At 61.7% G+C, this 21,824-nt stretch carries 24 protein-coding genes; 14 read left to right on the top strand and 10 right to left on the bottom strand.

Annotated elements, in window-relative coordinates; all coding sequences use genetic code 11:
* Positions 1-15 precede the first annotated feature (15 nt).
* The 3 genes from J1G18_RS02000 to sutA all read left to right on the top strand — a co-directional run bounded on the left by J1G18_RS02000 (position 16) and on the right by sutA (position 2,424).
* Positions 16-1,353, top strand: a complete 1,338-nt coding sequence (locus J1G18_RS02000; protein WP_025113244.1) for an ammonium transporter — start codon at positions 16-18, stop codon at positions 1,351-1,353.
* Positions 1,354-1,569: 216 nt separating this feature from the next.
* Positions 1,570-1,995: a secondary thiamine-phosphate synthase enzyme YjbQ gene (locus J1G18_RS01995; protein WP_003229414.1), complete on the top strand. Its 426-nt coding sequence runs from the start codon at positions 1,570-1,572 to the stop codon at positions 1,993-1,995.
* A 102-nt stretch (positions 1,996-2,097) separates the two neighbouring features.
* Positions 2,098-2,424 (top strand): transcriptional regulator SutA, encoded by a 327-nt coding sequence (gene sutA / locus J1G18_RS01990; RefSeq protein WP_003229413.1) that lies wholly within the window; start codon positions 2,098-2,100, stop codon positions 2,422-2,424.
* 199 nt (positions 2,425-2,623) lie between these two features.
* On the opposite strand, the gene J1G18_RS01985 is transcribed toward sutA, so the two are convergent.
* Genes J1G18_RS01985 through lptM form a run of 6 tightly spaced genes read right to left on the bottom strand, consistent with a single transcriptional unit; the run spans position 2,624 to position 7,233 of the window.
* Complete coding sequence (locus tag J1G18_RS01985; RefSeq protein WP_223007015.1) at positions 2,624-3,331, bottom strand: HAD family hydrolase; 708 nt, start codon at positions 3,329-3,331, stop codon at positions 2,624-2,626.
* The gene (xerC, locus tag J1G18_RS01980; protein WP_003229409.1) at positions 3,328-4,227 is read right to left on the bottom strand and encodes a tyrosine recombinase XerC; all 900 of its coding nucleotides are present in this window, start codon (positions 4,225-4,227) and stop codon (positions 3,328-3,330) included. The genes J1G18_RS01985 and xerC overlap by 4 nt, the downstream gene beginning before the upstream one ends.
* A 2-nt stretch (positions 4,228-4,229) precedes the next feature.
* Positions 4,230-4,955 carry a DUF484 family protein gene (locus tag J1G18_RS01975; RefSeq protein ID WP_097089519.1) on the bottom strand — a complete coding sequence of 242 codons (726 nt, stop codon included), beginning with the start codon at positions 4,953-4,955 and terminating at the stop codon, positions 4,230-4,232.
* A gap of 13 nt (positions 4,956-4,968) precedes the next feature.
* The gene (dapF, locus tag J1G18_RS01970) at positions 4,969-5,799 is read right to left on the bottom strand and encodes a diaminopimelate epimerase (RefSeq protein ID WP_139055128.1); all 831 of its coding nucleotides are present in this window, start codon (positions 5,797-5,799) and stop codon (positions 4,969-4,971) included.
* A 3-nt stretch (positions 5,800-5,802) separates the two neighbouring features.
* Positions 5,803-7,050 (bottom strand): diaminopimelate decarboxylase, encoded by a 1,248-nt coding sequence (gene lysA, locus J1G18_RS01965; protein ID WP_098966238.1) that lies wholly within the window; start codon positions 7,048-7,050, stop codon positions 5,803-5,805.
* 9 nt (positions 7,051-7,059) lie between these two features.
* A complete protein-coding gene (gene lptM, locus J1G18_RS01960; protein ID WP_007911098.1) occupies positions 7,060-7,233 on the bottom strand; it encodes an LPS translocon maturation chaperone LptM in 174 nt (57 codons plus the stop codon).
* Positions 7,234-7,549: 316 nt separating this feature from the next.
* Between lptM and cyaY the strand changes: the two genes are divergently transcribed.
* From cyaY to rnk, 3 genes are all read left to right on the top strand, one after another.
* Positions 7,550-7,882, top strand: a complete 333-nt coding sequence (gene cyaY / locus J1G18_RS01955; RefSeq protein ID WP_003229398.1) for an iron donor protein CyaY — start codon at positions 7,550-7,552, stop codon at positions 7,880-7,882.
* A gap of 4 nt (positions 7,883-7,886) precedes the next feature.
* Positions 7,887-8,105: a DUF1289 domain-containing protein gene (locus tag J1G18_RS01950; protein WP_098966236.1), complete on the top strand. Its 219-nt coding sequence runs from the start codon at positions 7,887-7,889 to the stop codon at positions 8,103-8,105.
* A 259-nt stretch (positions 8,106-8,364) separates the two neighbouring features.
* Positions 8,365-8,784, top strand: coding sequence for a nucleoside diphosphate kinase regulator (gene rnk, locus J1G18_RS01945; RefSeq protein ID WP_003229397.1), 420 nt, complete (start codon positions 8,365-8,367; stop codon positions 8,782-8,784).
* Positions 8,785-8,791: 7 nt separating this feature from the next.
* Here rnk and J1G18_RS01940 read toward each other — a convergent pair whose 3' ends face one another.
* The 3 genes from J1G18_RS01940 to J1G18_RS01930 all read right to left on the bottom strand — a co-directional run bounded on the left by J1G18_RS01940 (position 8,792) and on the right by J1G18_RS01930 (position 12,608).
* Positions 8,792-11,635 (bottom strand): class I adenylate cyclase, encoded by a 2,844-nt coding sequence (locus tag J1G18_RS01940; RefSeq protein ID WP_223007014.1) that lies wholly within the window; start codon positions 11,633-11,635, stop codon positions 8,792-8,794.
* Positions 11,636-11,819: 184 nt separating this feature from the next.
* On the bottom strand, positions 11,820-12,065 hold the full coding sequence (locus J1G18_RS01935) for a TIGR02647 family protein (protein ID WP_027610446.1): 246 nt from the start codon (positions 12,063-12,065) through the stop codon (positions 11,820-11,822).
* A gap of 258 nt (positions 12,066-12,323) precedes the next feature.
* Complete coding sequence (locus J1G18_RS01930) at positions 12,324-12,608, bottom strand: hypothetical protein (RefSeq protein WP_027610447.1); 285 nt, start codon at positions 12,606-12,608, stop codon at positions 12,324-12,326.
* A gap of 123 nt (positions 12,609-12,731) precedes the next feature.
* On the opposite strand from J1G18_RS01930, the gene J1G18_RS01925 reads away from it, so the two are divergent.
* Entirely contained in the window at positions 12,732-13,391 is a 660-nt protein-coding gene (locus J1G18_RS01925) for a glutathione S-transferase family protein (protein ID WP_223007013.1), read from the top strand.
* A gap of 128 nt (positions 13,392-13,519) precedes the next feature.
* Here the strand turns inward: J1G18_RS01925 and argH are convergent, their stop codons facing one another.
* Positions 13,520-14,914 (bottom strand): argininosuccinate lyase, encoded by a 1,395-nt coding sequence (argH, locus tag J1G18_RS01920; protein WP_223007012.1) that lies wholly within the window; start codon positions 14,912-14,914, stop codon positions 13,520-13,522.
* A 472-nt stretch (positions 14,915-15,386) separates the two neighbouring features.
* Between argH and J1G18_RS01915 the strand changes: the two genes are divergently transcribed.
* The 7 genes from J1G18_RS01915 (at position 15,387) to rsd (ending at position 21,785) form a co-directional block, all read left to right on the top strand.
* Entirely contained in the window at positions 15,387-16,133 is a 747-nt protein-coding gene (locus J1G18_RS01915) for a LytR/AlgR family response regulator transcription factor (RefSeq protein WP_003229385.1), read from the top strand.
* Positions 16,134-16,270: 137 nt separating this feature from the next.
* Positions 16,271-17,212 carry a hydroxymethylbilane synthase gene (gene hemC, locus J1G18_RS01910; RefSeq protein WP_135296820.1) on the top strand — a complete coding sequence of 314 codons (942 nt, stop codon included), beginning with the start codon at positions 16,271-16,273 and terminating at the stop codon, positions 17,210-17,212.
* Positions 17,209-17,976: a uroporphyrinogen-III synthase gene (locus J1G18_RS01905; protein WP_223007011.1), complete on the top strand. Its 768-nt coding sequence runs from the start codon at positions 17,209-17,211 to the stop codon at positions 17,974-17,976. The genes hemC and J1G18_RS01905 overlap by 4 nt, the downstream gene beginning before the upstream one ends.
* 16 nt (positions 17,977-17,992) lie before the next feature.
* Positions 17,993-19,135 carry a uroporphyrinogen-III C-methyltransferase gene (locus J1G18_RS01900; RefSeq protein ID WP_134784943.1) on the top strand — a complete coding sequence of 381 codons (1,143 nt, stop codon included), beginning with the start codon at positions 17,993-17,995 and terminating at the stop codon, positions 19,133-19,135.
* The gene (locus J1G18_RS01895; RefSeq protein ID WP_098966222.1) at positions 19,132-20,370 is read left to right on the top strand and encodes a heme biosynthesis protein HemY; all 1,239 of its coding nucleotides are present in this window, start codon (positions 19,132-19,134) and stop codon (positions 20,368-20,370) included. Before J1G18_RS01900 ends, J1G18_RS01895 begins: the two co-directional genes overlap by 4 nt.
* 218 nt (positions 20,371-20,588) lie before the next feature.
* Complete coding sequence (locus J1G18_RS01890) at positions 20,589-21,140, top strand: disulfide bond formation protein B (protein ID WP_095137655.1); 552 nt, start codon at positions 20,589-20,591, stop codon at positions 21,138-21,140.
* Positions 21,141-21,326: 186 nt separating this feature from the next.
* Positions 21,327-21,785 carry a sigma D regulator gene (gene rsd, locus J1G18_RS01885; protein ID WP_103483669.1) on the top strand — a complete coding sequence of 153 codons (459 nt, stop codon included), beginning with the start codon at positions 21,327-21,329 and terminating at the stop codon, positions 21,783-21,785.
* The last annotated feature ends 39 nt before the right edge of the window (positions 21,786-21,824 follow it).

Here is a 21,824-nt window from a genome sequence, read left to right as displayed (position 1 = left end):
CCAGGAGAAAACAATATGACTCTGCGTAAATTCGCAGGGCTAGGCGCCCTGTTGTCCATCGTAATGCCCGGCCTGGCTATGGCGGCAGATCCGGTGGCGCCTCCAGTCCTCAATTCCGGCGACACCGCCTGGATGCTGACCTCCACAGCCCTCGTGCTGTTCATGACTATTCCGGGCCTCGCGCTGTTCTACGGCGGCATGGTGCGGTCGAAAAACATTCTTTCGGTGATGATGCAGTGCTTCGCCATTACCGGCCTGGTCACCATCCTGTGGTTCCTTTATGGCTACAGCATGGCGTTCGACACCACCGGGATGGAAGCCAACGTCGTCAACCTGAACTCCTTCGTCGGCAGCTTTGCCAAGGCCTTCCTCGCGGGCGTCACGCCTGCCAGCATTACCGGCCCGGCAGCGCTGTTCCCTGAAGCAGTGTTCGTCACTTATCAAATGACCTTCGCCATCATCACCCCGGCGCTGATCGTCGGTGCCTTCGCCGAGCGCATGAAGTTCTCCGCGATGCTGGTGTTCATGGGCGTCTGGTTCACGCTGGTCTATGCGCCGATCGCGCACATGGTCTGGAGCGGTCCGGGTTCGCTGCTGGGCGACTGGGGCGTGCTCGATTTCGCCGGCGGCACCGTGGTCCACATCAACGCCGGTATCGCCGGTCTTGTTGCGTGCCTGGTGCTGGGCAAGCGCAAAGGCTTCCCGACCACCCCGATGGCACCGCACAACCTTGGTTACACCCTGATGGGCGCGGCCATGCTGTGGGTCGGCTGGTTCGGCTTCAACGCCGGTTCCGCCGCGGCCGCCAACGGCACTGCCGGCATGGCGATGCTGGTGACTCAGATCGCTACCGCTGCCGCTGCACTGGGCTGGATGTTCGCCGAGTGGATCACCCACGGCAAACCTAGCGCACTGGGCATTGCCTCGGGTGTGGTTGCAGGTCTGGTGGCAATCACGCCGGCAGCCGGTACCGTGGGCCCGATGGGCTCGCTGATCATCGGTCTGGCGGCCGGTGTGGTGTGCTTCTTCTGCGCGACCACGCTGAAACGCAAACTCGGTTACGACGATTCCCTGGATGCCTTCGGCGTGCACGGTATCGGCGGTATCCTCGGCGCAATCCTCACCGGTGTGTTCGCCGCACCGGCCATGGGCGGCTTCGGCACCGTGACCGACATCGCTTCGCAAGTGTGGATTCAGTGCAAAGGCGTCGGCTTCACGGTGATCTACACCGCGATCGTCACCTTCATCATCCTCAAGGTACTGGACGTGGTCATGGGCCTGCGTGCCACCGAGGAAGAAGAGGCAGTGGGTCTGGACCTGGCACAACACAACGAACGCGGCTACAACCTGTAAGTACGCGCATCGAAAAAACTTGCCCGGCTTGCCGGGCATTTTTTTGTCTGGAATTTGTCATTCAGGTAGTGGCTGAAAGGATTTTTCGTACGGCTTTGGTCGTGTTTACGGCGGGCATTTTTCTGCGGCCAATCGCTTACATCATTGCAGGAATATTAGGGCCTTTGTTTTTTCCCAGAGCGCGCTAGAATGCGCCCCGAACGTGCGGAGAACTGTATGTGGCAACAGACTCTGATAACCCTGCGGGCACGGCCCCGGGGCTTTCATCTGGTAACGGACGAGTTACTCGCCGGCCTGCCTGAACTCAAGGCGTGCCGGGTCGGTCTGTTGCATTTGTGGCTGCAGCATACCTCGGCGTCGTTGACCATCAACGAGAACGCCGATCCGGCGGTCCGTCGCGACTTCGAACGATTTTTCAATCGTCTGATCCCACAAGGAACAGACGGCTATGAGCATAACGACGAAGGCCTGGACGACCTCCCGGCGCACTTCAAGGCCAGCGTACTTGGCTGTCAGATCAGTCTGCCGGTTTCGGCAGGGCGACTGGCTCTGGGGACCTGGCAAGGTGTTTATCTGGGCGAGCACCGTGATCATGGCGGTGCCCGTAAAGTCCTCGCCACCCTGCACGGTGAAGGGGCGTAAACCGTTGGTCACCAGCGGTTACCGATTTTTTTACGGCGACTTTCGACAGTCGCCAAAGCTGGTCTATAACTAATCTGCTTTTCGCAAGTCATGAGGTAGAACATGAGCGACGATGATCTGGAAAACGACGACCTCGAAGTAGGCGACGAAGACGAGGCCGAGGAAGGCCTGGAAGCAGCAGCGGAAGACGTTGCTGACGACGATGGCGGTGACGATACGCCGGCCCCGGCTGCCAAAGGCAAAGCCAAGGCTGCGGTGTCGATCGACGAGTTGCCGAGCATCGAAGCCAAGAACAAGGAGCGCGACGCCCTGGCCAAGGCCATGGAAGAATTCCTTGCGCGCGGTGGCAAGGTGCAGGAAGTGGAGGCCAACGTGGTCGCCGATCCGCCCAAGAAGCCGGATAACAAGTACGGCAGCCGCCCTATCTGAGGCTCTGAGGCGTGCTACCTGCTTGCTGAAAAAGCCCGCCGTCGCTGCGGGCTTTTTCATGCCTGAAACAAAGAGGTCATGGATACACGCAATCCCCTGTGGGAGCGGGCTTGCTCGCGAAAGCGGTGTGTCATTCAAATTGTATGTTGACTGACACGGCCTCTTCGCGAGCAAGCCCGCTCCCACAGGGGATAGTGGATCAGTTCGAGAGGGCATTCCAGTGGGCGAGCACTGCCGGCAAATCGGTCAGGCTACGGATCTCGGCATCCGGCAGCCGCTCGGCTTCCCAGACTTTGCCCGCCGGGTTGAACCAGATCGCGCGCATGCCCGCCTGCTGTGCCCCGGCAATGTCATCGCCCGGATGATCGCCAATGTGCACGGCCGCTTCCGCACTCACACCACCGCGTTGCAACGCCTCGTGAAACAGCCGCACATCCGGCTTGGCGATGCCGATGTCTTCCGCGCACAAGGCAAACTTGAAGTAATCCGCCAGGCCCAATCGACGCACGTCGGCATTGCCGTTGGTGACCACGCCGAGGGCGTAGTGGTTGGCAAGGATTTCCAGGGTCGGTTCGACCTCCGGGAACACCTCGATCTGATGCCGCGCATGCAGGAATACTTCAAAGCTTTTGTCGGCCAGATCCGCAGCTTCGCCGTGGGCGTACCCGGCTTCCTCCAGTGCGTGGAACAGCACCCGCCGACGTAACGCACTGATGCGGTGCTTGAGACCCGGTTCGCTGGCCAGTACCCGCTCACGAATCCCCCACAAATGCTCCACCGGCACCGCGCCCAGATTCGGCGCGTGTTCGCTCAGCCACTGGCGCAATACCGCTTCGGCGCTGACGATCACCGGGGCGGTGTCCCACAGAGTGTCGTCGAGGTCGAAGGTGATCAACTGGATGTTCATGAATCGTCGCCTTTGCTGCGTTTGGCCCGTGGGTGGGCGCTGTCATAGACCGCCGCCAGGTGCTGGAAGTCCAGGTGGGTGTAGATCTGCGTGGTCTTGATGTCCGAGTGGCCGAGCAGTTCCTGCACCGCGCGCAGGTCCTGCGAGGATTCCAGCAAGTGGCTGGCAAAGGAATGCCGCAGCATGTGCGGGTGCAGGTTCTGCCCCAGTTCGCGCTCGCCGGCCAGTTTTACTCGCACCTGAATCGCCCGTGGGCCGAGGCGCCGACCTTGTTGGCTGACGAATACGGCGTCGTCGGCCGGGTTGGTCATGGCTCGCAGCGGCAGCCATTGCTCCAGTGCTTCGCGGGCCTTTTTGCCGACCGGCAGCAGGCGGGTCTTGCTGCCCTTGCCGAGCACCTGAACCATGCCGTCGGCCAGATCCAGCTGATCGAGATTGAGCCCGGTCAGCTCGGACAGGCGCAGGCCCGAGGAATAGAAGAGTTCGAGAATCGCCTGATCGCGCCGCGCCAGAAAATCATCCTCGACGGCACCTTCCAGCAGTTGCAAAGCACGGTCGGTGTCGAGAGTTTTCGGCAGGCGCCGTTCGCCTTTCGGCGGCGCCAGTCCGGTGGCCGGGTCGTGGTCGCACAGACCTTCGCGATTCAGATAGTGATAGAGCCCGCGCACCGCCGAGAGCAATCGGGCAAGGCTGCGTGACGACTGGCCCTGCGCATGCAGGCGGGCGATCAGGCTGCGCAGACGCTGAATATCCAGCGCCGCCCAACTGCCAATGTTCTGCTTGAGGCACCAGCCGAGGACTTTATCGAGGTCGCGGCGGTAGGCCGACAGGGTGTGCGGCGACACCTGTCGCTCACTGCGCAGGTGTTCGCAGTAAGCGTCCAGTTGTCGTTCCATGCTCAGCGTACCGAGCGCAGGGAGCTGTTGACCCGTGGCAGCACGCGGCCCATGACTTCGGCGATGTAGCTGAGGAACAGCGTGCCGACCGAGCTCTTGTAGTGCTGCGGATCACGGCTGGCGATCGCCAGAATGCCGTGGATGCCTTGATGGCTGACCGCGACTACCGCGGTGGAGCCGATCTGCTTGCGCTGTTCTTCGCCGAACAGGAAGTCCAGCTCATGTTCTCGCAGAGTGCCGCTGACGCTCTTGCCTTCGGTGAGCAGACCGCCGATCGCGGTTTGCGCGTCGGCATGAGTCACCCAGCGGCCAACCGGTGCCGGGTTGTCGCCGAGCAGGATCAGGCTGACAAAGGGCACCTGAAAGTCCTGGCGCAGGCTGTCTTCGACGCTGATCACCACGTCTTCCAGACTGGCCGCGTCCATCAGCGACAGGATCAGGCGGCGGGTCTTGTCGAACAGCCGGTCATTGTCGCGGGCGACGTCCATCAACTGCGAGAGGCGGTGGCGCATCTCGATGTTGCGGTCGCGCAGGATGCTCATCTGGCGTTCGACCAGCGAAACGGTGTCACCGCGCTGGTGGGGAATGCGCATGGCAGGCAGCAGTTCTTCGTGCTCGACGAAGAAGTCCGGATGAGCCTCCAGGTATGCGGCAACCGCTGCCGCCTCCAGGCTCTCGGACGCTGATTCGTCGGACTGTCGGGCGGGTACCTGAGGCTTATCGGTCATGGCTTCTGCTCACTCAAAGACGCACTTGTCCTTCGTATACACGCACTGCCGGGCCGGTCATCAGCACCGGGTGGCCAGGGCCTGCCCATTCAATGGACAGACGCCCGCCGGGCAGGTCGATCAACAGCGGCGAATCCATCCACCCCTGGCTGATGGCCGCGACAGCCGCGGCGCAAGCGCCGGTGCCGCAGGCCTGGGTTTCCCCGGCGCCGCGTTCCCAGACGCGCAACTGCGCGCGGTTGCGGTCGATGACCTGGAGGAAACCGACGTTGACCCGCGCCGGGAAGCGCGGATGGTGTTCGATTTTCGGCCCCAGTTCATGCACCGGTGCATTGTTGATGTCCTGTACGCGCAGCACCGCATGGGGGTTGCCCATTGACACAGCGGCCAGTTCGACCGTGGTGCCGTCGACTTCCAGCTGATAGCTGCTGGCCTGCGCCGGTGCGTCGAACGGAATATCCGCCGGCACCAGACGCGGCGCGCCCATGTTCACCCCGATCTGGCCGTCGTTACGCACGTCCAGCTCGATGATGCCGCCCTTGGTCTCGACGCGAATCTGCCGCTTGGCCGTCAGACGTTTGTCGAGCACGAAGCGGGCGAAGCAGCGCGCACCGTTGCCGCACTGTTCCACTTCCGAGCCATCGGAGTTGAAGATCCGGTAACGGAAATCCACGTCCGGGTTGCTCGGCGCTTCGACGATCAGCAACTGGTCGAAACCGATACCGGTGTGCCGGTCGCCCCATTGCTTGGCGTGCTTGGGCTGAATATGCGCGTGCTGGCTGACCAGGTCGAGAACCATGAAGTCATTGCCCAGGCCGTGCATTTTGGTAAAACGCAGCAGCATGGGTTACTCCGGCAGCAGGCTTTCGCCGGCAAACAGCTCGGCCACGGTTTCGCGGCGGCGCACTTCAAAAACCTGATCACCGTCTACCAACACTTCAGCGGCACGGCCACGGGTGTTGTAGTTGGAACTCATCACGAAGCCGTAGGCACCGGCCGAATGCACGGCCAGCAGGTCGCCTTCTTCCAGCGCCAGCTCACGATCCTTGGCGAGGAAATCGCCGGTTTCGCAGATCGGGCCGACGATGTCGTATTTGCGCGCAGCGGAGTCACGCGGTTTGATCGCAGTGACGTCCATCCAGGCCTGATACAGCGCCGGGCGGATCAGGTCGTTCATCGCCGCGTCGACGATGGCGAAATCCTTGTGTTCGGTGTGCTTGAGGTACTCGACCTGAGTCAGCAGCACGCCAGCGTTGGCGACGATGAAGCGGCCCGGTTCGAACACCAGCGCCAGGTCACGGCCGTTCAGACGCTCGCGCACGGCCTTGATGTAGTCGCCGGCCAGCGGCGGCTCTTCATCGCGATAACGCACGCCCAGGCCGCCACCGAGATCGATGTGGCGCAGGTGGATGCCGCAATCGCCGAGGCGGTCGACCAGATCCAGCAAGCGATCGAGGGCATCGAGGAACGGTGGCAGCGTGGTCAATTGCGAACCGATGTGGCAATCGACGCCGATCACTTCCAGGTTCGGCAGGTGCGCGGCACGCACGTACACGTCTTCGGCGTCGGCAATGGCGATGCCGAACTTGTTCTCTTTGAGACCGGTGGAAATGTACGGGTGGGTGCCGGCGTCGACGTCCGGGTTCACGCGCAGCGAGACCGGTGCGCGAACACCCAGCTCGGCAGCCACGACTTGCAGACGCTCGAGCTCGTCGGTGGATTCGACGTTGAAGCAGTGCACGCCGACTTCCAGCGCGCGACGCATGTCGTCACGGGTCTTGCCGACGCCGGAGAACACGATTTTGTCGGCGCTGCCGCCAGCGGCGAGTACACGTTCCAGCTCGCCACGGGAAACGATGTCGAAACCGGCGCCGAGACGGGCCAGGACATTCAGAACCCCGAGGTTGGAGTTGGCCTTGACGGCGTAGCAGACCAGGTGCGGCATGCCGGCCAGCGCGTCGGCGTAGGCCAGATACTGGGCTTCGATGTGCGCACGCGAGTAGACGTAGGTGGGCGTGCCGAAGCGGTCGGCGATGGCGGACAGCGCCACACCTTCCGCGAACAGCTCCCCGCCACGGTAGTTAAAAGCGTCCATGGCGATCCCTTATTGGTAAACGTCGTGCTTGTGTGCTTTGGACGGCTGCTTCTGCGAAGACTGGGCTTGCTCGGCCGGGTCCTGATCGTCATCCGGCAGGTACAGCGGGCCTTTTTGACCACAGGCCGAAACGAGGCAGGCAACCGCGACGAGCGCAGCAAGGGAAGAGATCAGGCGCTTCATGGCGAAATCCTTGAAAATGCGTTAATTGCGCCGGAGTATACCGGCCACCCGGCAGCTTGCCTATGCGAGGGGGTTCCCGTCCGGCGGGGCTGTCTGAATACGCATAAACCCCTGTGGGAGCGGGCTTGCCCGCGAAGGCGTCGGTCCAGTCGAGAAAAATGCTGGATGTGCCGGCCCCTTCGCGAGCAAGCCCGCTCCCACATGTGTTGTGTTGGATGTGCCGGCAGGTGCTTGGTCGTTAATCTTTGCAATCGGCCGGCAGCGTCCGTATCTTGCGGCGCTTGAGCCTGATCAGACATTTTTTGAGGTTGCCACAATGAGTTTGTCCGAAGCGCGTTTCCACGATCTGGTCGATGAAACCCAGGAAAAACTGGAGGACATCTTTGACGAAAGCGACCTGGATATCGACCTGGAAAGCTCGGCCGGTGTACTGACTGTGAAGTTTGAAAACGGCACGCAGCTGATCTTCAGTCGTCAGGAGCCGTTGCGTCAGCTGTGGTTGGCGGCGGTCTCCGGCGGTTTCCACTTCGACTACGACGAAGAGAGCGAGCGCTGGATGTGCGACAAGAGCGAAGAGCAACTGGGCGAGATGCTCGAGCGCATCGTCAAGCAGCAGGCCGGTGTCGAATTCGATTTCGAAGGTCTGTGATTTCGTGACTGACACCGCACCTGTTCGTCCGCCAAAGCCGCTTTACAGCAACATCAGCCCGGCCGTGCCTTCGCCGTGCAGCGGCGTGTGCCGGCTGGATGAACAGAAGGTTTGTCTCGGCTGCTTCCGCCATGTCGAGGATATTCGCGAATGGCGCTCGGCAGACGATCAGCGCCGTCGGATCATCTGCCAGCAGGCTGCCGCACGAAAAGCCCTGACTTGACTCGACCTTGTGGTGAGGGGATTTATCCCCGATAGACTGCGCAGCAGTCTCAGAAGCTTGGGGCCGCTGCGCGACCCATCGGGGATAAATCCCCTCGCCACAGGGGTTCTTGCCAGATCAAAAGTGGGTGGCTTGTATATTTTTTGAGCTGTGATAGTGTCCGAACACGCCTCAACCCATCGAGGCCTGGTGAAAACCCCGTCTTTTTTGGCGGGGTTTTGCTTTTTTTGTGTGCAGAAGAAAGGAGTCTGCCCGGATCATGACCGCACCTTCCATCACTCTTACCCGTCTGGACGTGCAACGTCTGGAGCGCTTGATCGACAACCTGAATGAGAAAGACCAGGCTGCGCCGGGCGTGATCGCGCTGCAAACCGAACTGGACCGCGCCGATACGCTGGTCGGCCACGATGAAGTGCCCGCCGATGTCGTGACGATGAATTCCCGCGTGCACTGCCGCGAAGAAGGCAGCGGCAAGGACTATCACCTGACGCTGGTCTACCCCAAGGATGCCAACGCCGACGAAGGCAAGATCTCGATCCTCGCGCCGGTCGGCAGCGCGCTGCTGGGCCTGAAGGTCGGTCAGCACATCGACTGGCCGGCTCCGGGTGGCAAGACCCTGAAACTGACGTTGCTGGAAGTTGAATCGCAGCCTGCCAACGGCGGTGAATTCCGCGAGTGATCCCGCCTCAGACCTGTTCGAGCGCCTCGTTCAGGGCGCGCTCCAGGTCGGCCTTGTAGCGCAGATACAAATTGCTTGAACTCTGACCATCACCGAGCAGGCCCGAGAGGTCCAGGTCGGTGATGTAGCAGCGATAGCGCTCGGTCTCGCGGCGCTGCTCGACGATCTCCCGGGCGACCACATGGAACAGCTGGTCGCCATATTCCAGCTCGCTGAATTCCCGTTGATTGCAATACAAGGTGACCTGCACCTCGCCCGGTGCGGCTTTGCCGACGATCGCCTGCACGTCGTAGAACGGTTTGTTGACCGGTGTCTGCGGCGCCGGTCGTGGTTCGACCCGGCGCGCCCGCCCGGGGCCGGAAGGCAATAGCTGGTAATACAAGGTGTCGAGGCCGACCGCCGGGCTGCCATCCATCGGCAACAGCGCTTCGCGTCGGTACTGGATCGATTGCAGGAAGCGCTGCAGCGGTACCAGCAGGCTCTGTTCATCGTGATACGGCAGATGCTGTTGCCACAGCGCGTTGAACTCATCCAGCACGTACAGCTCGGCCTGTTGTTCGCTGATCCGGTAGAACACCTGAATCGATTCCGGCTGACCCATCGGCAGGATCAACGCGAGGTCGTGATCCTCCAGCGCCATCGGGTCCAGGTGCAGCGGGCTGTAGCGCGGCTGTTCTTCGCCCAGATAATCGAGCAGCGCCGGCAATGTCGCGAGGGCTACGTGATTGACTTGGCCCGGCACCAGCTCCAGCACGTGATAGTGCTGTTGCACCTGAATCAGGTATCGGTGATTGAGCTCGCTGAGCAGCAGGGTCTGCGCGGTGTCGATGACTTCTTCCACGCGCCGGGCAATGAACTGCGCGCGGTTGTGGCAGAAGCAGCGCACTTTCAATGACGGCTGCTGCGGGCCGCGCGGCAGATTGTTGAGGTAGTCGCGCAGGCAATCGAGCAGCGCGTGGGGGCCGTCGAAACGGTTGACCAGCACTTCATTCCAGCTGTTGAGCGTGACCTGATCGAGGGTCAGCACAAGGTTTTCGCGCACCCCGGCGTAACTCAGCGAGTCAGTACGCTCGGTGGTCATCAGGATGTTCAGGTCGCGGTGGTGCTTGAGCGGATCGACACCGACGTTGACCAGCATCAGCACTTCGCTCGGCACCGCAGCGCGCAGCAGTCGTTCTTCGGCAACGGTCGGCAGGGGCAGGGCGATGCACTGCTGCAGGCTGCCGAGCAGGTTGAACAGCTCGAACTCGCTCATATCGCTGGTGCCGGGGTGCAGCGCCAGTCGTGTGCTGCTGTCGATCACACCGTTGCGGTGGCACCAGGTCAGCAGTTCGAGCAACTCGCGGCTGCGCTTGATCGGCGCGAAGTGCTCCCACTCCAGCGCGTTCAGGCTACCGTTGTACAAACCCCACTGGGTTTGCCCGGGCTCTTTTTTGTTCGGCGATTGCACCAGCGTCAGGGTGTCTTCGGCCAGATCCGGGGCGATGCCGGGATTGATGAATTCGACCTTGTCGGCCTTGCGTTCGAACGCGGCGTACAAGCGACGACCGAGCACGTTCAGGTCGCGCTTGTTGATCAGGCTGACGGTCTGTTCGGTGCGGGCGAACTGGGTCAGGAAGCGGTAGCTGTAATTCAGCTCATTGACCAGGGCGCGGCGTTCGGCACTGACCTGGCGGACTTTCCACTGGCTGCGGCTGTCGAGCAAGGCCAGTTGCCGCTGATCCCAATGCCATTCGTGCGCCAGGCGCTCCAGCAGCGAACGCTGCCAGCTTTGGGTGCGGCTGTTGCCGGTGAGCTTGCGGTTGACCTTGAGGTACAGCGCGCGCCGCACCAGCTCCAGACGCTCCGGCTCGTTGCGGGCGCAGAGGTATTCCTCGATGCGTCGGTACACCACCATGTACGGATCCAGCTCATCCAGATCCAGCTGATTGGCGAACACGGCCTGCTTGTAGCGCAGGCTCAGGCACTGCACTTGCGGGTGTTCGCTGGCGTAGACCTCGGTCAGCAACAGCTTGAGCACCGACTTGTAGGGCGATTCGATGCCCTTGAACAACTGCCACAGGCCGGCACCGATGAACTCGCCCGGCGGAATTGTCGCCAGATGCCCGAGATCAAGCGTCTCGTCGGCGCGAATGAAACGCTTGGACAGCAGAGTGTGGGTGTACAGGTCGTAAGCGCTTTCTTCGTAGACCGGCACCAGCCACCAGATCGGTGTGCGCCCGGCCAGCCAGATCGCGGTGCGATAAAACTCGTCCAGCAACAGATAGTGCTGCGTGCTGCCGCAGTTTTCGGAGCTGAGCTGGGTGTCGCGTTCGCCTTTGACGAAACGCACCGGGTCGATCAGAAAGAAGTGCGCCTCGGCGCCTTGGGTCGCGGCCCAGGCTTCGAGGAGCTGGCATTTTTTGCGCAGCTCGGCGAGTTCGTTTTCGCTCAGGTCCGGTGCGTGGCAAACCCACACGTCCATGTCGCTCTGATCGGCCTGGGCCAGGGTGCCGAGGCTGCCCATCAGAAACAGTCCGTGAATCGGCCGAGGCGGGTTGCTGCCATGGCGCGGCTTGTAGGAGAACGAGCGGGTCAGGCGCTGCGCTTCGGTGAGGGCGCTGGCGTCCGGTTCATAGTTGGAAAGCCCGGCTGGCGTACTGCCGGAGACATAGCCCGGCAACAGCGGGTGATTGACGTGGAAGAACAGTGGCAGCAGGGTCAGCACGCCTTGCTGGCGGCTCGACAGACCTTCGAGCGCCCGGCCAAGGCGACCCTCATTGAGCTTGAGAAAGCGCGCGCGCAGCTGGCTGAGCACCTTGCGGTCGATGCCTTCGTCCAGGTCGGGGCGGATTTCATGGGTGCGCGTCATGTCAGCTCAAACCGGCTCGCAGGCTCGGACGAAGAGGGTCTCGGAATGGGAGGCAGTTTAGCCTTTGAGCAGCGGGACTTTTAAGCTGAATTTGTTTTTTGACGTCAGATTTTTAACGGTGAGCGATCAAGCGGGCCCGCGGAAATCCCGTGGCAGGAGTTCCCGTGGGCGAAGACGGGAAAAATCAGGCGGTTTCCTGTTCTCTCAGAATGGTCAGCACGGTTTGCACATTTTGCGCGGCATCACGACCCAGGCTGGTCAGATACCCGCCATCGGGCTGGTCGGTGAGGTCTTTCTCGAAGAGGCGTTTGGCGGCGGCGATATGTTTCGGGGCAGCGGTCTGATGAATTTTCAAACCTTCCTGGGAACTGTCCAGGGGAAAGAGTGCGAGGACTTCCAGTTCGGCAACCAGCTCAGGGGTAAGCGACATAAGGACTCCAGACTTTCTAGGAATTGGACGACAGCGTCCCTAAGGTGAACCCGCTTTTGCGGCATGTCCAGTGCTCAGATCAGGGATTTTGTCTTGAGGCGGATTCCAGTGTAGTAGGGGCCGGAGAGATGGCTGGATGGATACGTTACAAACCTTGTGGGAGCGGGCTTGCTCGCGAAGGCGTCGGGTCAGTCGCCCTGTTGGTGATTGATCCACCGCCTTCGCGAGCAAGCCCGCTCCCACAGGGGAAATGTGTTGTTACTGCTTTTCCGGTGGCAACTCTGGCAACGCACGCAGCGCGGTTTCATACCACTCGGTATTGAACGCGCGGTCTTCGTCGAGCATCGCGTCGATTTCGTAGGCCAGCACGTGGGCCATCAGATTCAGGATGTCATCACGCTCGTAACCGACCAGCGTCAGCTTGTTGAAGGTTGCCTTGGCCGCTGGCGGGTTGTCGCTTTCGATCTGGTTCTCGATCGCTTCGATCAGCGTCGATTCGGTGAACTCTTCTTCATCATTGTCGATGTCAGTCGGCTCGCTCATGGCAGGCTCCTCAAGGAAAGGCGCCAGTTTACCCGCATTCAGCGGCGTGATGCTGCTGGCAGGATCACGCCCGGCGATCTATAAACAGTGACTGCCCACCCCGCACGGCCTGGAGGCTATGTGATGTTCAAGCTCTACGGATTCGCTGTCAGCAACTACTACAACATGGTCAAGCTGGCGCTGCTGGAAAAGGGCCTGGCGTTCGAAGAGGTGACGTTCTACCCGACGCCGACCCTGCAATCGCTGGCGATCAGCCCGCGCGGCAAAGTACCGGTACTCGGCGTCGATGCCGGATTTATTAACGAAACCGCGATCATCCTTGAATACCTCGAGCAGACCCAGAAGGGCACGCCGCTGCTGCCGAGCGATCCATTCGAGCGGGCGCAGGTGCTGGCGATCGCCAAGGAAATCGAGTTGTACATCGAACTGCCGGGCCGCGCCTGTTATGGCGAAGCGTTCTTCGGCTCGCCGGTGCCGGAGGCGATCAAGGAGAAAACCAAAGCCGAGCTGCTGCTGGGTTTCGCGGCACTGGGCCGCCACGGCAAATTCGCCCCGTACGTGGCGGGCGACAGTTTGAGCATCGCGGATTTGTATTTCCTGTACAGCGTGCCGCTGGCGTGTGCGGTCGGGCAGAAACTGTTCGGGATCGATTTGCTGGCAGAGATGCCGAAAGCCAAGGCGCTGCTGGAGCGGCTTGAGCAGAATCCGCACGTGCAGAAGATTGCAGCGGACAAAGAGGCGGCGATGCCGGCGTTTTTGGCGATGATCGCTGCCAAGAAGTAAGTTTTTTGGCGTTCTGAAGGACGCATTCGCGAGCAAGCCCGCTCCCACTGGGGATTTCGTTGGTCACAATGTTGTGTTCAACATCAATCCAAATGTGGGAGCGGGCTTGCTCGCGAAGCTTTTGACCTTTAGCGGCTGGCGATGAGGGCCTGACCGCGAACCACCGCTGCCTTGACCTGCGCCGGCGCAGTCCCGCCGATATGGTCACGGGCATTCACCGAGCCTTCCAGGGTCAGCACGGCGAACACGTCCTGCTCGATCTGGTCGCTGAACTGACGCAGTTCTTCCAGGCTCATCTCGGCCAGATCCTTGCCGGTGTCGACGCCGTACTTCACCGCGTGACCGACGATTTCGTGGCAGTCACGGAACGGCAGGCCACGGCGCACCAGGTAGTCCGCCAGGTCGGTGGCGGTGGAGAAACCACGCAGGGCCGCTTCGCGCATGATCGCGTGTTTCGGCTTGATCGCCGGGATCATGTCGGCAAACGCCCGCAGCGAGTCGCGCAGGGTGTCGGCGGCGTCGAACAGCGGCTCTTTGTCTTCCTGGTTGTCCTTGTTGTAGGCCAGAGGCTGGCCTTTCATCAGGGTCAGCAGGCCCATCAGGGCGCCGAACACGCGGCCGGTCTTGCCGCGAACCAGTTCCGGCACGTCCGGGTTTTTCTTTTGCGGCATGATCGAGCTGCCGGTGCAGAAGCGGTCCGGCAGATCGATGAACTGGAACTGCGCGCTGGTCCACAGCACCAGCTCTTCGGAAAAACGCGACAGGTGCATCATCGCGATGCTGGCGGCCGAGCAGAATTCGATGGCGAAGTCGCGATCGGAAACGTTGTCCAGCGAGTTGCCGCCCACGGCGTCGAAGCCCAGCAGTTGCGCGGTGTATTCGCGATCGATCGGGTAGGTGGTACCGGCCAGCGCGGCGCTGCCCAGCGGCATGCGGTTGGTGCGCTTGCGGCAGTCGACCAGACGCTCGTAGTCGCGGCTGAGCATTTCGAACCACGCCAGCATGTGATGCCCGAAGGTCACTGGCTGAGCAGTTTGCAGGTGAGTGAAGCCGGGCATGATGCTGGCGGCTTCGCGCTCGGCCTGCTCCAGCAGACCTTTTTGCAGGCGGGTGATCTCGGCCAGGATCAGGTCGATCTCGTCGCGCAGCCACAGACGGATGTCGGTGGCGACCTGGTCGTTGCGGCTGCGCCCGGTGTGCAGTTTCTTGCCAGTGATGCCGATGCGATCGGTCAGGCGCGCTTCGATGTTCATGTGCACGTCTTCGAGGTCGACGCGCCAGTCGAACTGGCCGGCTTCGATTTCGCTCTGAATGGTCTTCAGGCCGTCGATGATGCTGTCGCGCTCGGCATCGGTCAGCACGCCGACCTTGGCCAGCATGGTGGCGTGGGCGATCGAGCCCATGATGTCGTGGCGATACAGGCGCTGGTCGAAGGTGACGGAGGCGGTGAAGCGGGCGACGAAGGCGTCGACGGGTTCACTGAAGCGGCCGCCCCAGGACTGATTGGTCTTGTCAGTGCTCATGAATTCGCTCGTATCGGCTTGAAGAAAGAAGGCGTGAAACGCTGGCGCGGATAATAACAGGGTTGCCAATCCTGTCGCTGACACCGGTCGATACGTTTTTTTCTCATCTGCTCATTCATAGTCGGCGCCGTCTGCGGGGGATTTGCGCAAGGATATTTTTCGATTGAGCAATATCGGCCCGGCAAGCGTCTACAGTTGGACATAAGGGTCGGCGCGACTGCGGATCGCACAAAGGTCCGGACGCCGACTATAAGAAGAGGGGGTGGGTGGTTTTGTCCTTTGGCATACCCCGTGAAAAACGCAGGAAACAGCGGGCTTTGAGCAGTACGACCCGGACACTGGCAAATATTGCTGGCCGACGTACGGCACTTTTTGGCGCTCGGGCTAGTCTTAGCGTGGATCGCGGTGACGGACGTCACTTCACCTGTCTACGCTATCCTTGTGCGAGACTCACGCAGGAATCCAGCGCAATATGAATGTCCTGATCGTTGATGACGAACCACTGGCTCGCGAGCGCCTAAGCCGAATGGTAAGCGAGCTCGAGGGTTATACAGTCCTGGAGCCCAGCGCCACGAATGGCGAAGAGGCGTTGGCGCTGATCGACAGCCACAAGCCGGATATCGTGCTGCTCGATATCCGCATGCCGGGCCTTGATGGCCTGCAGGTCGCTGCCCGTCTGTGCGAGCGCGAAACGCCGCCGGCCGTGGTGTTTTGCACCGGCCCCGATGAATTTGCCGTGGAAGCCCTGCAGGCCAGCGCCGTGGGCTATGTGGTGAAACCCGTGCGAACCGAACATCTGCATGACGCCCTGAAACGGGCTGAACGTCCCAACCGGGCGCAACTCTCGGCCCTGACCCGTCCCGCCGCCGAAAGCGGTAACGGCCCGCGCAGTCATATCAGCGCCCGTACCCGCAAAGGCATCGAGCTGATCCCGCTGGATCAGGTGGTCTATTTCATTGCCGATCACAAATACGTGACCTTGCGCCATGAGAGCGGCGAAGTGCTGCTGGACGAGCCGCTCAAGGCCCTTGAAGACGAATTCGGCGAGCGTTTCGTGCGTATCCACCGCAACGCGCTGGTCGCCCGTGACCGCATCGAGCGTCTGCAACGCACACCGCTGGGGCATTTCCAGCTGTTCCTCAAAGGCCTCAATGGTGACGCGCTGATCGTCAGCCGTCGGCATGTGGCCGGTGTGCGCAAGATGATGCAGGGCCTCTGACCCGGCCTTCGCGCGCGGTTGCACTTTCTTCTACCGGGCATTGCAGGCCAGGGAGGCCACGCCGTTTCTGATTCAAGTCAAAGTGGATTTGGCTGAGCTGTTATTATCCGCCGTATCTATTCAGTACGGATTGATCCATGTCCTCTCGCGAAATCCGCATCGCCACCCGTAAAAGTGCGCTGGCCCTCTGGCAGGCCGAATACGTCAAAGCCCGTCTGGAAGCGGCCCATCCGGGTCTGCTGGTGACGCTGGTGCCCATGGTCAGTCGCGGCGACAAGCTACTCGACTCGCCGCTGTCGAAAATCGGCGGCAAGGGTCTGTTCGTCAAGGAGCTGGAAACCGCGCTGCTGGAAAACGAAGCCGACATCGCCGTGCATTCGATGAAAGACGTGCCGATGGACTTCCCCGAAGGCCTTGGCCTGTTCTGTATCTGCGAACGCGAAGACCCGCGCGATGCTTTCGTTTCCAATACTTACGCCAGCCTGGATGCGCTGCCTGCCGGCGCCATCGTCGGCACCTCTAGCCTGCGGCGTCAGGCGCAGTTGCTGACCCGTCGTCCTGATCTGGAAATCCGCTTCCTGCGCGGTAACGTCAACACTCGTCTGGCCAAGCTCGATGCCGGCGAGTACGACGCGATCATCCTCGCGGCGGCCGGCCTGATCCGTCTCGGTTTTGAAGACCGTATCACCTCGGCCATCAGTGTCGATGACAGTCTGCCGGCCGGTGGTCAGGGCGCCGTCGGCATCGAGTGCCGCAGCGCCGACACGCAAATCCACGCCTTGCTCGCACCGTTGCATCACGCCGATACCGCTTCGCGTGTGACCGCTGAACGTGCCCTCAACAAACATCTGAATGGCGGCTGCCAGGTGCCGATTGCCTGCTACGCCGTGCTCGAAGGTGAGCAGCTGTGGCTGCGTGGTCTGGTGGGCGAGCCGAGCGGCGGCAAGCTGCTCAGCGCCGAAGCGCGTGCGCCGCGTGCCAATGCCGAAGCGTTGGGCGTGCAGGTCGCTGAAGCGTTGCTCAGTCAGGGTGCCGACGACATTCTCAAAGCGGTGTATGGCGAGGCAGGTCACGAGTGACTGGCTGGCGCCTGCTGCTGACGCGCCCTGCGGATGACTGTGCGGCGCTGGCCGCGGAGTTGGCCGGACAGGGGATTTTCAGCAGTTGCCTGCCGCTTCTGGACATCGCGCCGCTGCCGGTCTCTGACAAGATACGTCAGGCGCTGGCGCAGCTGCCGGGTTGCAGCGCGGTCATCGTGGTCAGCAAGCCGGCGGCGCGGATTGCGCTTGATCTGCTGGACGCTCATGGGCTTCAGTCGCTGTCGATGCCGTGGTTCAGCGTCGGTGCGGCGACCGCGCAGATTCTTCGCGATCACGGTCTCGACGTACACTTTCCCGCCGACGGCGATGACAGTGAAGCCCTGCTGCAATTGTCGCGTCTGCGCGAGGCGGTCACCGAGCCCGGCGCGCAGGTGCTGATCCTGCGTGGCGAGGGTGGCCGCGAGCTGCTCGCCGAGCGCCTGCGCGCGCTTGGTGCTAGTGTCGAGTATCTGGAGTTGTATCGGCGTGACCTGCCGGCCTACCCGCCGCAAGAGCTGCCGCGGCGCATTGCAGCGGAACGCTTGAACGGGCTGGTGGTCAGCAGTGGACAGGGTTTCGAGCACTTGCGCCAGATGGCCGGCGATGCCTGGCCTTCAATTGCGCAGTTGCCGTTGTTTGTGCCAAGCCCAAGGGTTGCCGAGCTGGCACATGCCGCCGGGGCCCGAACAGTTGTGGATTGCCGCGGCGCGAATGCCGCGGCTTTGCTGACGGCGTTACGGGAGCATCCCGTGCCCGTTCTCTAATGCAAAGGATGGATACGTGAGCGAAACAGCCTTGCCTAAAGATGATGTCCAGCCTGTGATCGATGCCCAGGTTGAAACTCCACCGCCGGCCAAAGAGCCGCGCCGAGGCAACGGACTGGCCATTGTCGCCCTGTTGCTCGGCGCTGCCGGCGTGGCGATCGGTGGCTGGGGTGTCTGGCAGGTGCGTCACCTGCAGAGCAACACCGCACAGCAGTCGGATCAGGTGCAGGCGTTGAACGATCAGGCGCAGAGCCTCAAACTCAACGAACAGCGTCTGACCGAGCGCCTCGCGCAATTGCCCGGTGCCGATGAACTCGCCGAACGTCAGCGTCTGGTGACGCAATTGCAGGGGGATCAGCAGCGCCTCAATCAGCGTCTGGAAACCGTTCTCGGCGCCAGCCGCAAGGATTGGCGTCTGGCCGAGGCCGAGCATCTGCTGCGTCTGGCCAGCCTGCGTCTGTCGGCCTTGCAGGACATCAGCAGCGCCCAGGCGCTGGTGCAGGGTGCCGACGAAATTCTGCGTGAGCAGAACGATCCCGGCTCGTTCGCCGCCCGCGAGCAAGTGGCGAAAACCCTCGTCGCGCTGCGCAGCACCGAGCAGCCGGATCGCACCGGTCTGTTCCTGCGCATTGGTGCCTTGCGTGATCAGGTCATCGAACTGACCGAGCTGGCGCCTGAGTACAAGGATCGCGGCGAATCGCTGCTGGGCCTGACCGCTGACGGCGATGGCGCCAGTCGCTGGGCGCAGTGGTGGGATCAGGTGTCGCGTTACATCCGCATCGATTTCAATGCCGACAAGAATGTGAAGCCACTGCTGGCCGGGCAGAGCCTGAGTCAGGTGCGTCTGGCCCTGAGTCTCGCGCTGGAGCAGGCGCAGTGGGCTGCGCTCAATGGCCAGGCGCCGGTCTACACCCAGGCACTGACCGAAGCGCGGGACGTGCTCAAGGGCAATTTCAATCCGGACAATCCGCAGAGCAAAATCATGCTTGAACAGGTTGCCGAGCTGAGCCAGCAACCGGTCACCGTCAAGACGCCGGACCTGACCGGCACGCTGAGTGCGGTGCAGGCTTATCTGGAGCGCCGTAACGTCAACGCTGAAGAGTCGGTCAAACCGTTCGCCAAACCTGCCGCCAACACCGCGCAGGAGACCACGCCATGAAACGCCTGTATGTGATCGTGTTTCTGGTGATCGCTGCGACGGCGGCACTGGGCCTGGCGATTGCCGAACACTCCGGGTACGTGTTGATTGCCTACAAGAGCTTCCGCTACGAGGCCAGTCTGTGGGCCACGCTGGGCCTGATCGCGGTGTTGTGGCTGCTGATCTGGGGGATCAAGGCCTTGGTCGAGCTGGTCATGGCCTCCAGTGGCGTGGTCAATCCGTGGTCGCGCCGCAACCGCAGCCGGCGGGTGCAGGTGGCCATCGAACACGGGCAGCTGGATCTGGCCGAAGGTCGCTGGGCCAGCGCGCAACGTCATCTGTCTCGCGCCGCCGAGGCCGAGCGCCAGCCGCTGTTGTATTACCTCGGCGCGGCACGCGCGGCCAACGAACAAGGCAAGTACGAAGAGTGTGATCAGTTGCTTGAACGTGCGCTGGAGCGCCAGCCGCAGGCCGAATTGGCGATTGCCTTGAGCCATGCGCAGTTGCAGACCGATCGTGGTGACACCGACGGCGCTCTGGTGACCCTGCAGGCGATGCACGAACGGCATCCGCATAACGTGCAGACCCTGCGTCAGTTGCAGCGTCTGCATCAGCAGCGCGGCGACTGGTCGGCGGTGATTCGCCTGTTGCCGGAGCTGCGCAAGGACAAGGCTTTGCCTGCGGCCGAACTGGCTGAACTGGAGCGGCGTGCCTGGGGTAACAACCTGTCCCTGGCGGCGCATCGGGACGAGGACGGCAAGGTCGGTCTGCAGTCACTCACTCGTGCCTGGGAGCAGTTGACCTCCGCGCAGCGTCAGGAGCCGGCGCTGGTGCTGGCATACGCCGAGCAATTGCGTCAGTTGGGTGCTCAGGTCGAAGCTGAAGAAATCCTGCGCAGCGCCCTCAAGCGCAAGTACGACAGCCATCTCGCGCGTCAGTATGGCCTGGTGCGCGGCAGCGATCCGGCGCGTCAGTTGCAGGCCGCTGAAGGCTGGCTCAAGGAGCATCCAGCGGATCCGAGCCTGTTGCTGACCCTCGGTCGTCTCTGTCTGCAAGCCAGCTTGTGGGGCAAGGCACGGGATTACCTGGAAAGCAGTCTGCGAGTGCAGCGTAACCCGGAAGCCTGCGCCGAGCTGGCACGTCTGCTTGCGCAACTGGGTGACACCGAGCGCAGTAACCAGCTGTTCCAGGAGGGTCTCGGATTGCTGGATGAGCGTCTGCTGGCCGCGCCGTTGCCGGTGCCGGTTCACGCCTGATATCGCGAGGGAGCATGCTCCCTCGTTAACGTTCAGTGAGCGAAAAATTACCTGTGGCGGGCGTCTTGGGCAAAGTCCTACAACGGACTACACCTATTCCTCTCGCACCTGTCGGGTTTTCCCTACACTTCTGGTGAACTGTCGCCAAGGCCCCGCCTTGAAAGGCTGACAAGCTTTCCTCTACCGTAACTGCCTGTCTCCACTGTTACGGAAAAGCCATGTCGTTGGCCTGTTCACGCTCCTTGTTTTTCACGGCTTTCACTGCAGGGGCCATGGCCCTGGGAGCTTCCTATTATCTCGAGTATGCGGTCGGGCTGACGCCCTGCAGCCTGTGCCTGGCGCAAAGGTTTTTCATGGCGTTGCTGACGTTCTGTTGCGGGTTGGCGGCGGTCCACGGCCCACGGCGTGTCGGCCTGTCGCTGTACTGGGTCGCCGCGCTTGGCCTGAGCCTGGGCGGGACGACGGCGGCCTGGCGACAGGTGTTGTTGCAGAGTGACCCGTTGATGCAGATGACGAGGTGCGCGCCTGATGCCGAAGCGTTGTTCAGCAACCTGCCGTGGTTGTGTGCAACGTTGCGGATGCTTAGAGGCGGTGTAGATTGCGCAGAAATTTCCTGGACGCTGTTCGATTTGAGCATCCCGGAATGGAGCCTGCTGTTCTTTGTGGCGATGTCGATCCTGGCGGTCTATCAATTGCTGCGGCTGGTCTGGAGCGCTCTGCAGCGACCGCTCAGCGGCGAAGCGTCGCACCGCACGCTGGTCAGGGATTAAACACTTGTATGAACTTTATCTCCTGCGTACCTTGAAGCCATAGGCGTGCGGGCATAATCTGGCCCGCACGTGTCATTGGATTTATGTTGCTCGATGACGCTCTGCCCGGTCGGCCCCCAAGCGATAACAGCCAGAAGAGGGGCGCGGGTGTAGAGCAGCATGACCCACAAGGGAAGAGAGATCGCCATGCTCGAAAGTTGTCAGAATGCTCAGGAACGCTGGGGTGGAGTTCATCTGCTGATCGACCGCTGGTTGCAGGAGCGTGAAGAACTGATCGGTGCCTACGACAAGCTGGGTGCGCAACCTCAGGCCTTGTCCGAGAGCCGCAAGCCTCTGCAGGAGTTCTGTGGCGTGCTGGTCGATTACGTGTCGGCCGGGCACTTCGAGATCTACGAACAGCTGACCGGTGAAGCCAAGGCCTTCAACGACAAGCGCGGCCTCGAACTTGCCGAAACGCTCTATCCGCGAATCGACGTCATCACCGAAAAACTCCTCGCGTTCAACGACCTTTGCGATGAAGGCAAATGCGTCGCCGAGAAGTTCAAGGAGCTGGGTGGCCTGCTGCACGAACGCTTCGAACTGGAAGACTGCCTGATTGAAGTGCTGCACACGGCACACAAGCAGGAAGATCCGGTTCAGGCTTGATTCGTTTCTCGCATACAAAAAAACGCGGTGCGTCGAAAG

The organism is Pseudomonas sp. MIS38 (assembly GCF_019891575.1).
Classification (GTDB): domain Bacteria; phylum Pseudomonadota; class Gammaproteobacteria; order Pseudomonadales; family Pseudomonadaceae; genus Aquipseudomonas; species Aquipseudomonas putida_A.
This window is presented reverse-complemented; position numbering and strand designations above follow the sequence as displayed.

Coding starts and splice junctions, on each gene's coding strand:
- J1G18_RS02000 (WP_025113244.1), top strand. CDS start 16: ATGACTCTGCGTAAATTCGCAGGGCTAGGCGCCCTGTTGTCCATCGTA.
- J1G18_RS01940 (WP_223007014.1), bottom strand. CDS start 11,635: ATGACGCGCACCCATGAAATCCGCCCCGACCTGGACGAAGGCATCGAC.
- J1G18_RS01935 (WP_027610446.1), bottom strand. CDS start 12,065: ATGTCGCTTACCCCTGAGCTGGTTGCCGAACTGGAAGTCCTCGCACTC.
- dapF (WP_139055128.1), bottom strand. CDS start 5,799: ATGCTGCTGCGTTTTACCAAAATGCACGGCCTGGGCAATGACTTCATG.
- lptM (WP_007911098.1), bottom strand. CDS start 7,233: ATGAAGCGCCTGATCTCTTCCCTTGCTGCGCTCGTCGCGGTTGCCTGC.
- rnk (WP_003229397.1), top strand. CDS start 8,365: ATGACCGCACCTTCCATCACTCTTACCCGTCTGGACGTGCAACGTCTG.
- J1G18_RS01895 (WP_098966222.1), top strand. CDS start 19,132: ATGAAACGCCTGTATGTGATCGTGTTTCTGGTGATCGCTGCGACGGCG.
- J1G18_RS01890 (WP_095137655.1), top strand. CDS start 20,589: ATGTCGTTGGCCTGTTCACGCTCCTTGTTTTTCACGGCTTTCACTGCA.
- lysA (WP_098966238.1), bottom strand. CDS start 7,050: ATGGACGCTTTTAACTACCGTGGCGGGGAGCTGTTCGCGGAAGGTGTG.
- argH (WP_223007012.1), bottom strand. CDS start 14,914: ATGAGCACTGACAAGACCAATCAGTCCTGGGGCGGCCGCTTCAGTGAA.
- J1G18_RS01975 (WP_097089519.1), bottom strand. CDS start 4,955: ATGACCGATAAGCCTCAGGTACCCGCCCGACAGTCCGACGAATCAGCG.
- J1G18_RS01930 (WP_027610447.1), bottom strand. CDS start 12,608: ATGAGCGAGCCGACTGACATCGACAATGATGAAGAAGAGTTCACCGAA.
- J1G18_RS01995 (WP_003229414.1), top strand. CDS start 1,570: ATGTGGCAACAGACTCTGATAACCCTGCGGGCACGGCCCCGGGGCTTT.
- cyaY (WP_003229398.1), top strand. CDS start 7,550: ATGAGTTTGTCCGAAGCGCGTTTCCACGATCTGGTCGATGAAACCCAG.
- J1G18_RS01925 (WP_223007013.1), top strand. CDS start 12,732: ATGTTCAAGCTCTACGGATTCGCTGTCAGCAACTACTACAACATGGTC.
- sutA (WP_003229413.1), top strand. CDS start 2,098: ATGAGCGACGATGATCTGGAAAACGACGACCTCGAAGTAGGCGACGAA.
- xerC (WP_003229409.1), bottom strand. CDS start 4,227: ATGGAACGACAACTGGACGCTTACTGCGAACACCTGCGCAGTGAGCGA.
- J1G18_RS01985 (WP_223007015.1), bottom strand. CDS start 3,331: ATGAACATCCAGTTGATCACCTTCGACCTCGACGACACTCTGTGGGAC.
- rsd (WP_103483669.1), top strand. CDS start 21,327: ATGCTCGAAAGTTGTCAGAATGCTCAGGAACGCTGGGGTGGAGTTCAT.
- J1G18_RS01915 (WP_003229385.1), top strand. CDS start 15,387: ATGAATGTCCTGATCGTTGATGACGAACCACTGGCTCGCGAGCGCCTA.
- hemC (WP_135296820.1), top strand. CDS start 16,271: ATGTCCTCTCGCGAAATCCGCATCGCCACCCGTAAAAGTGCGCTGGCC.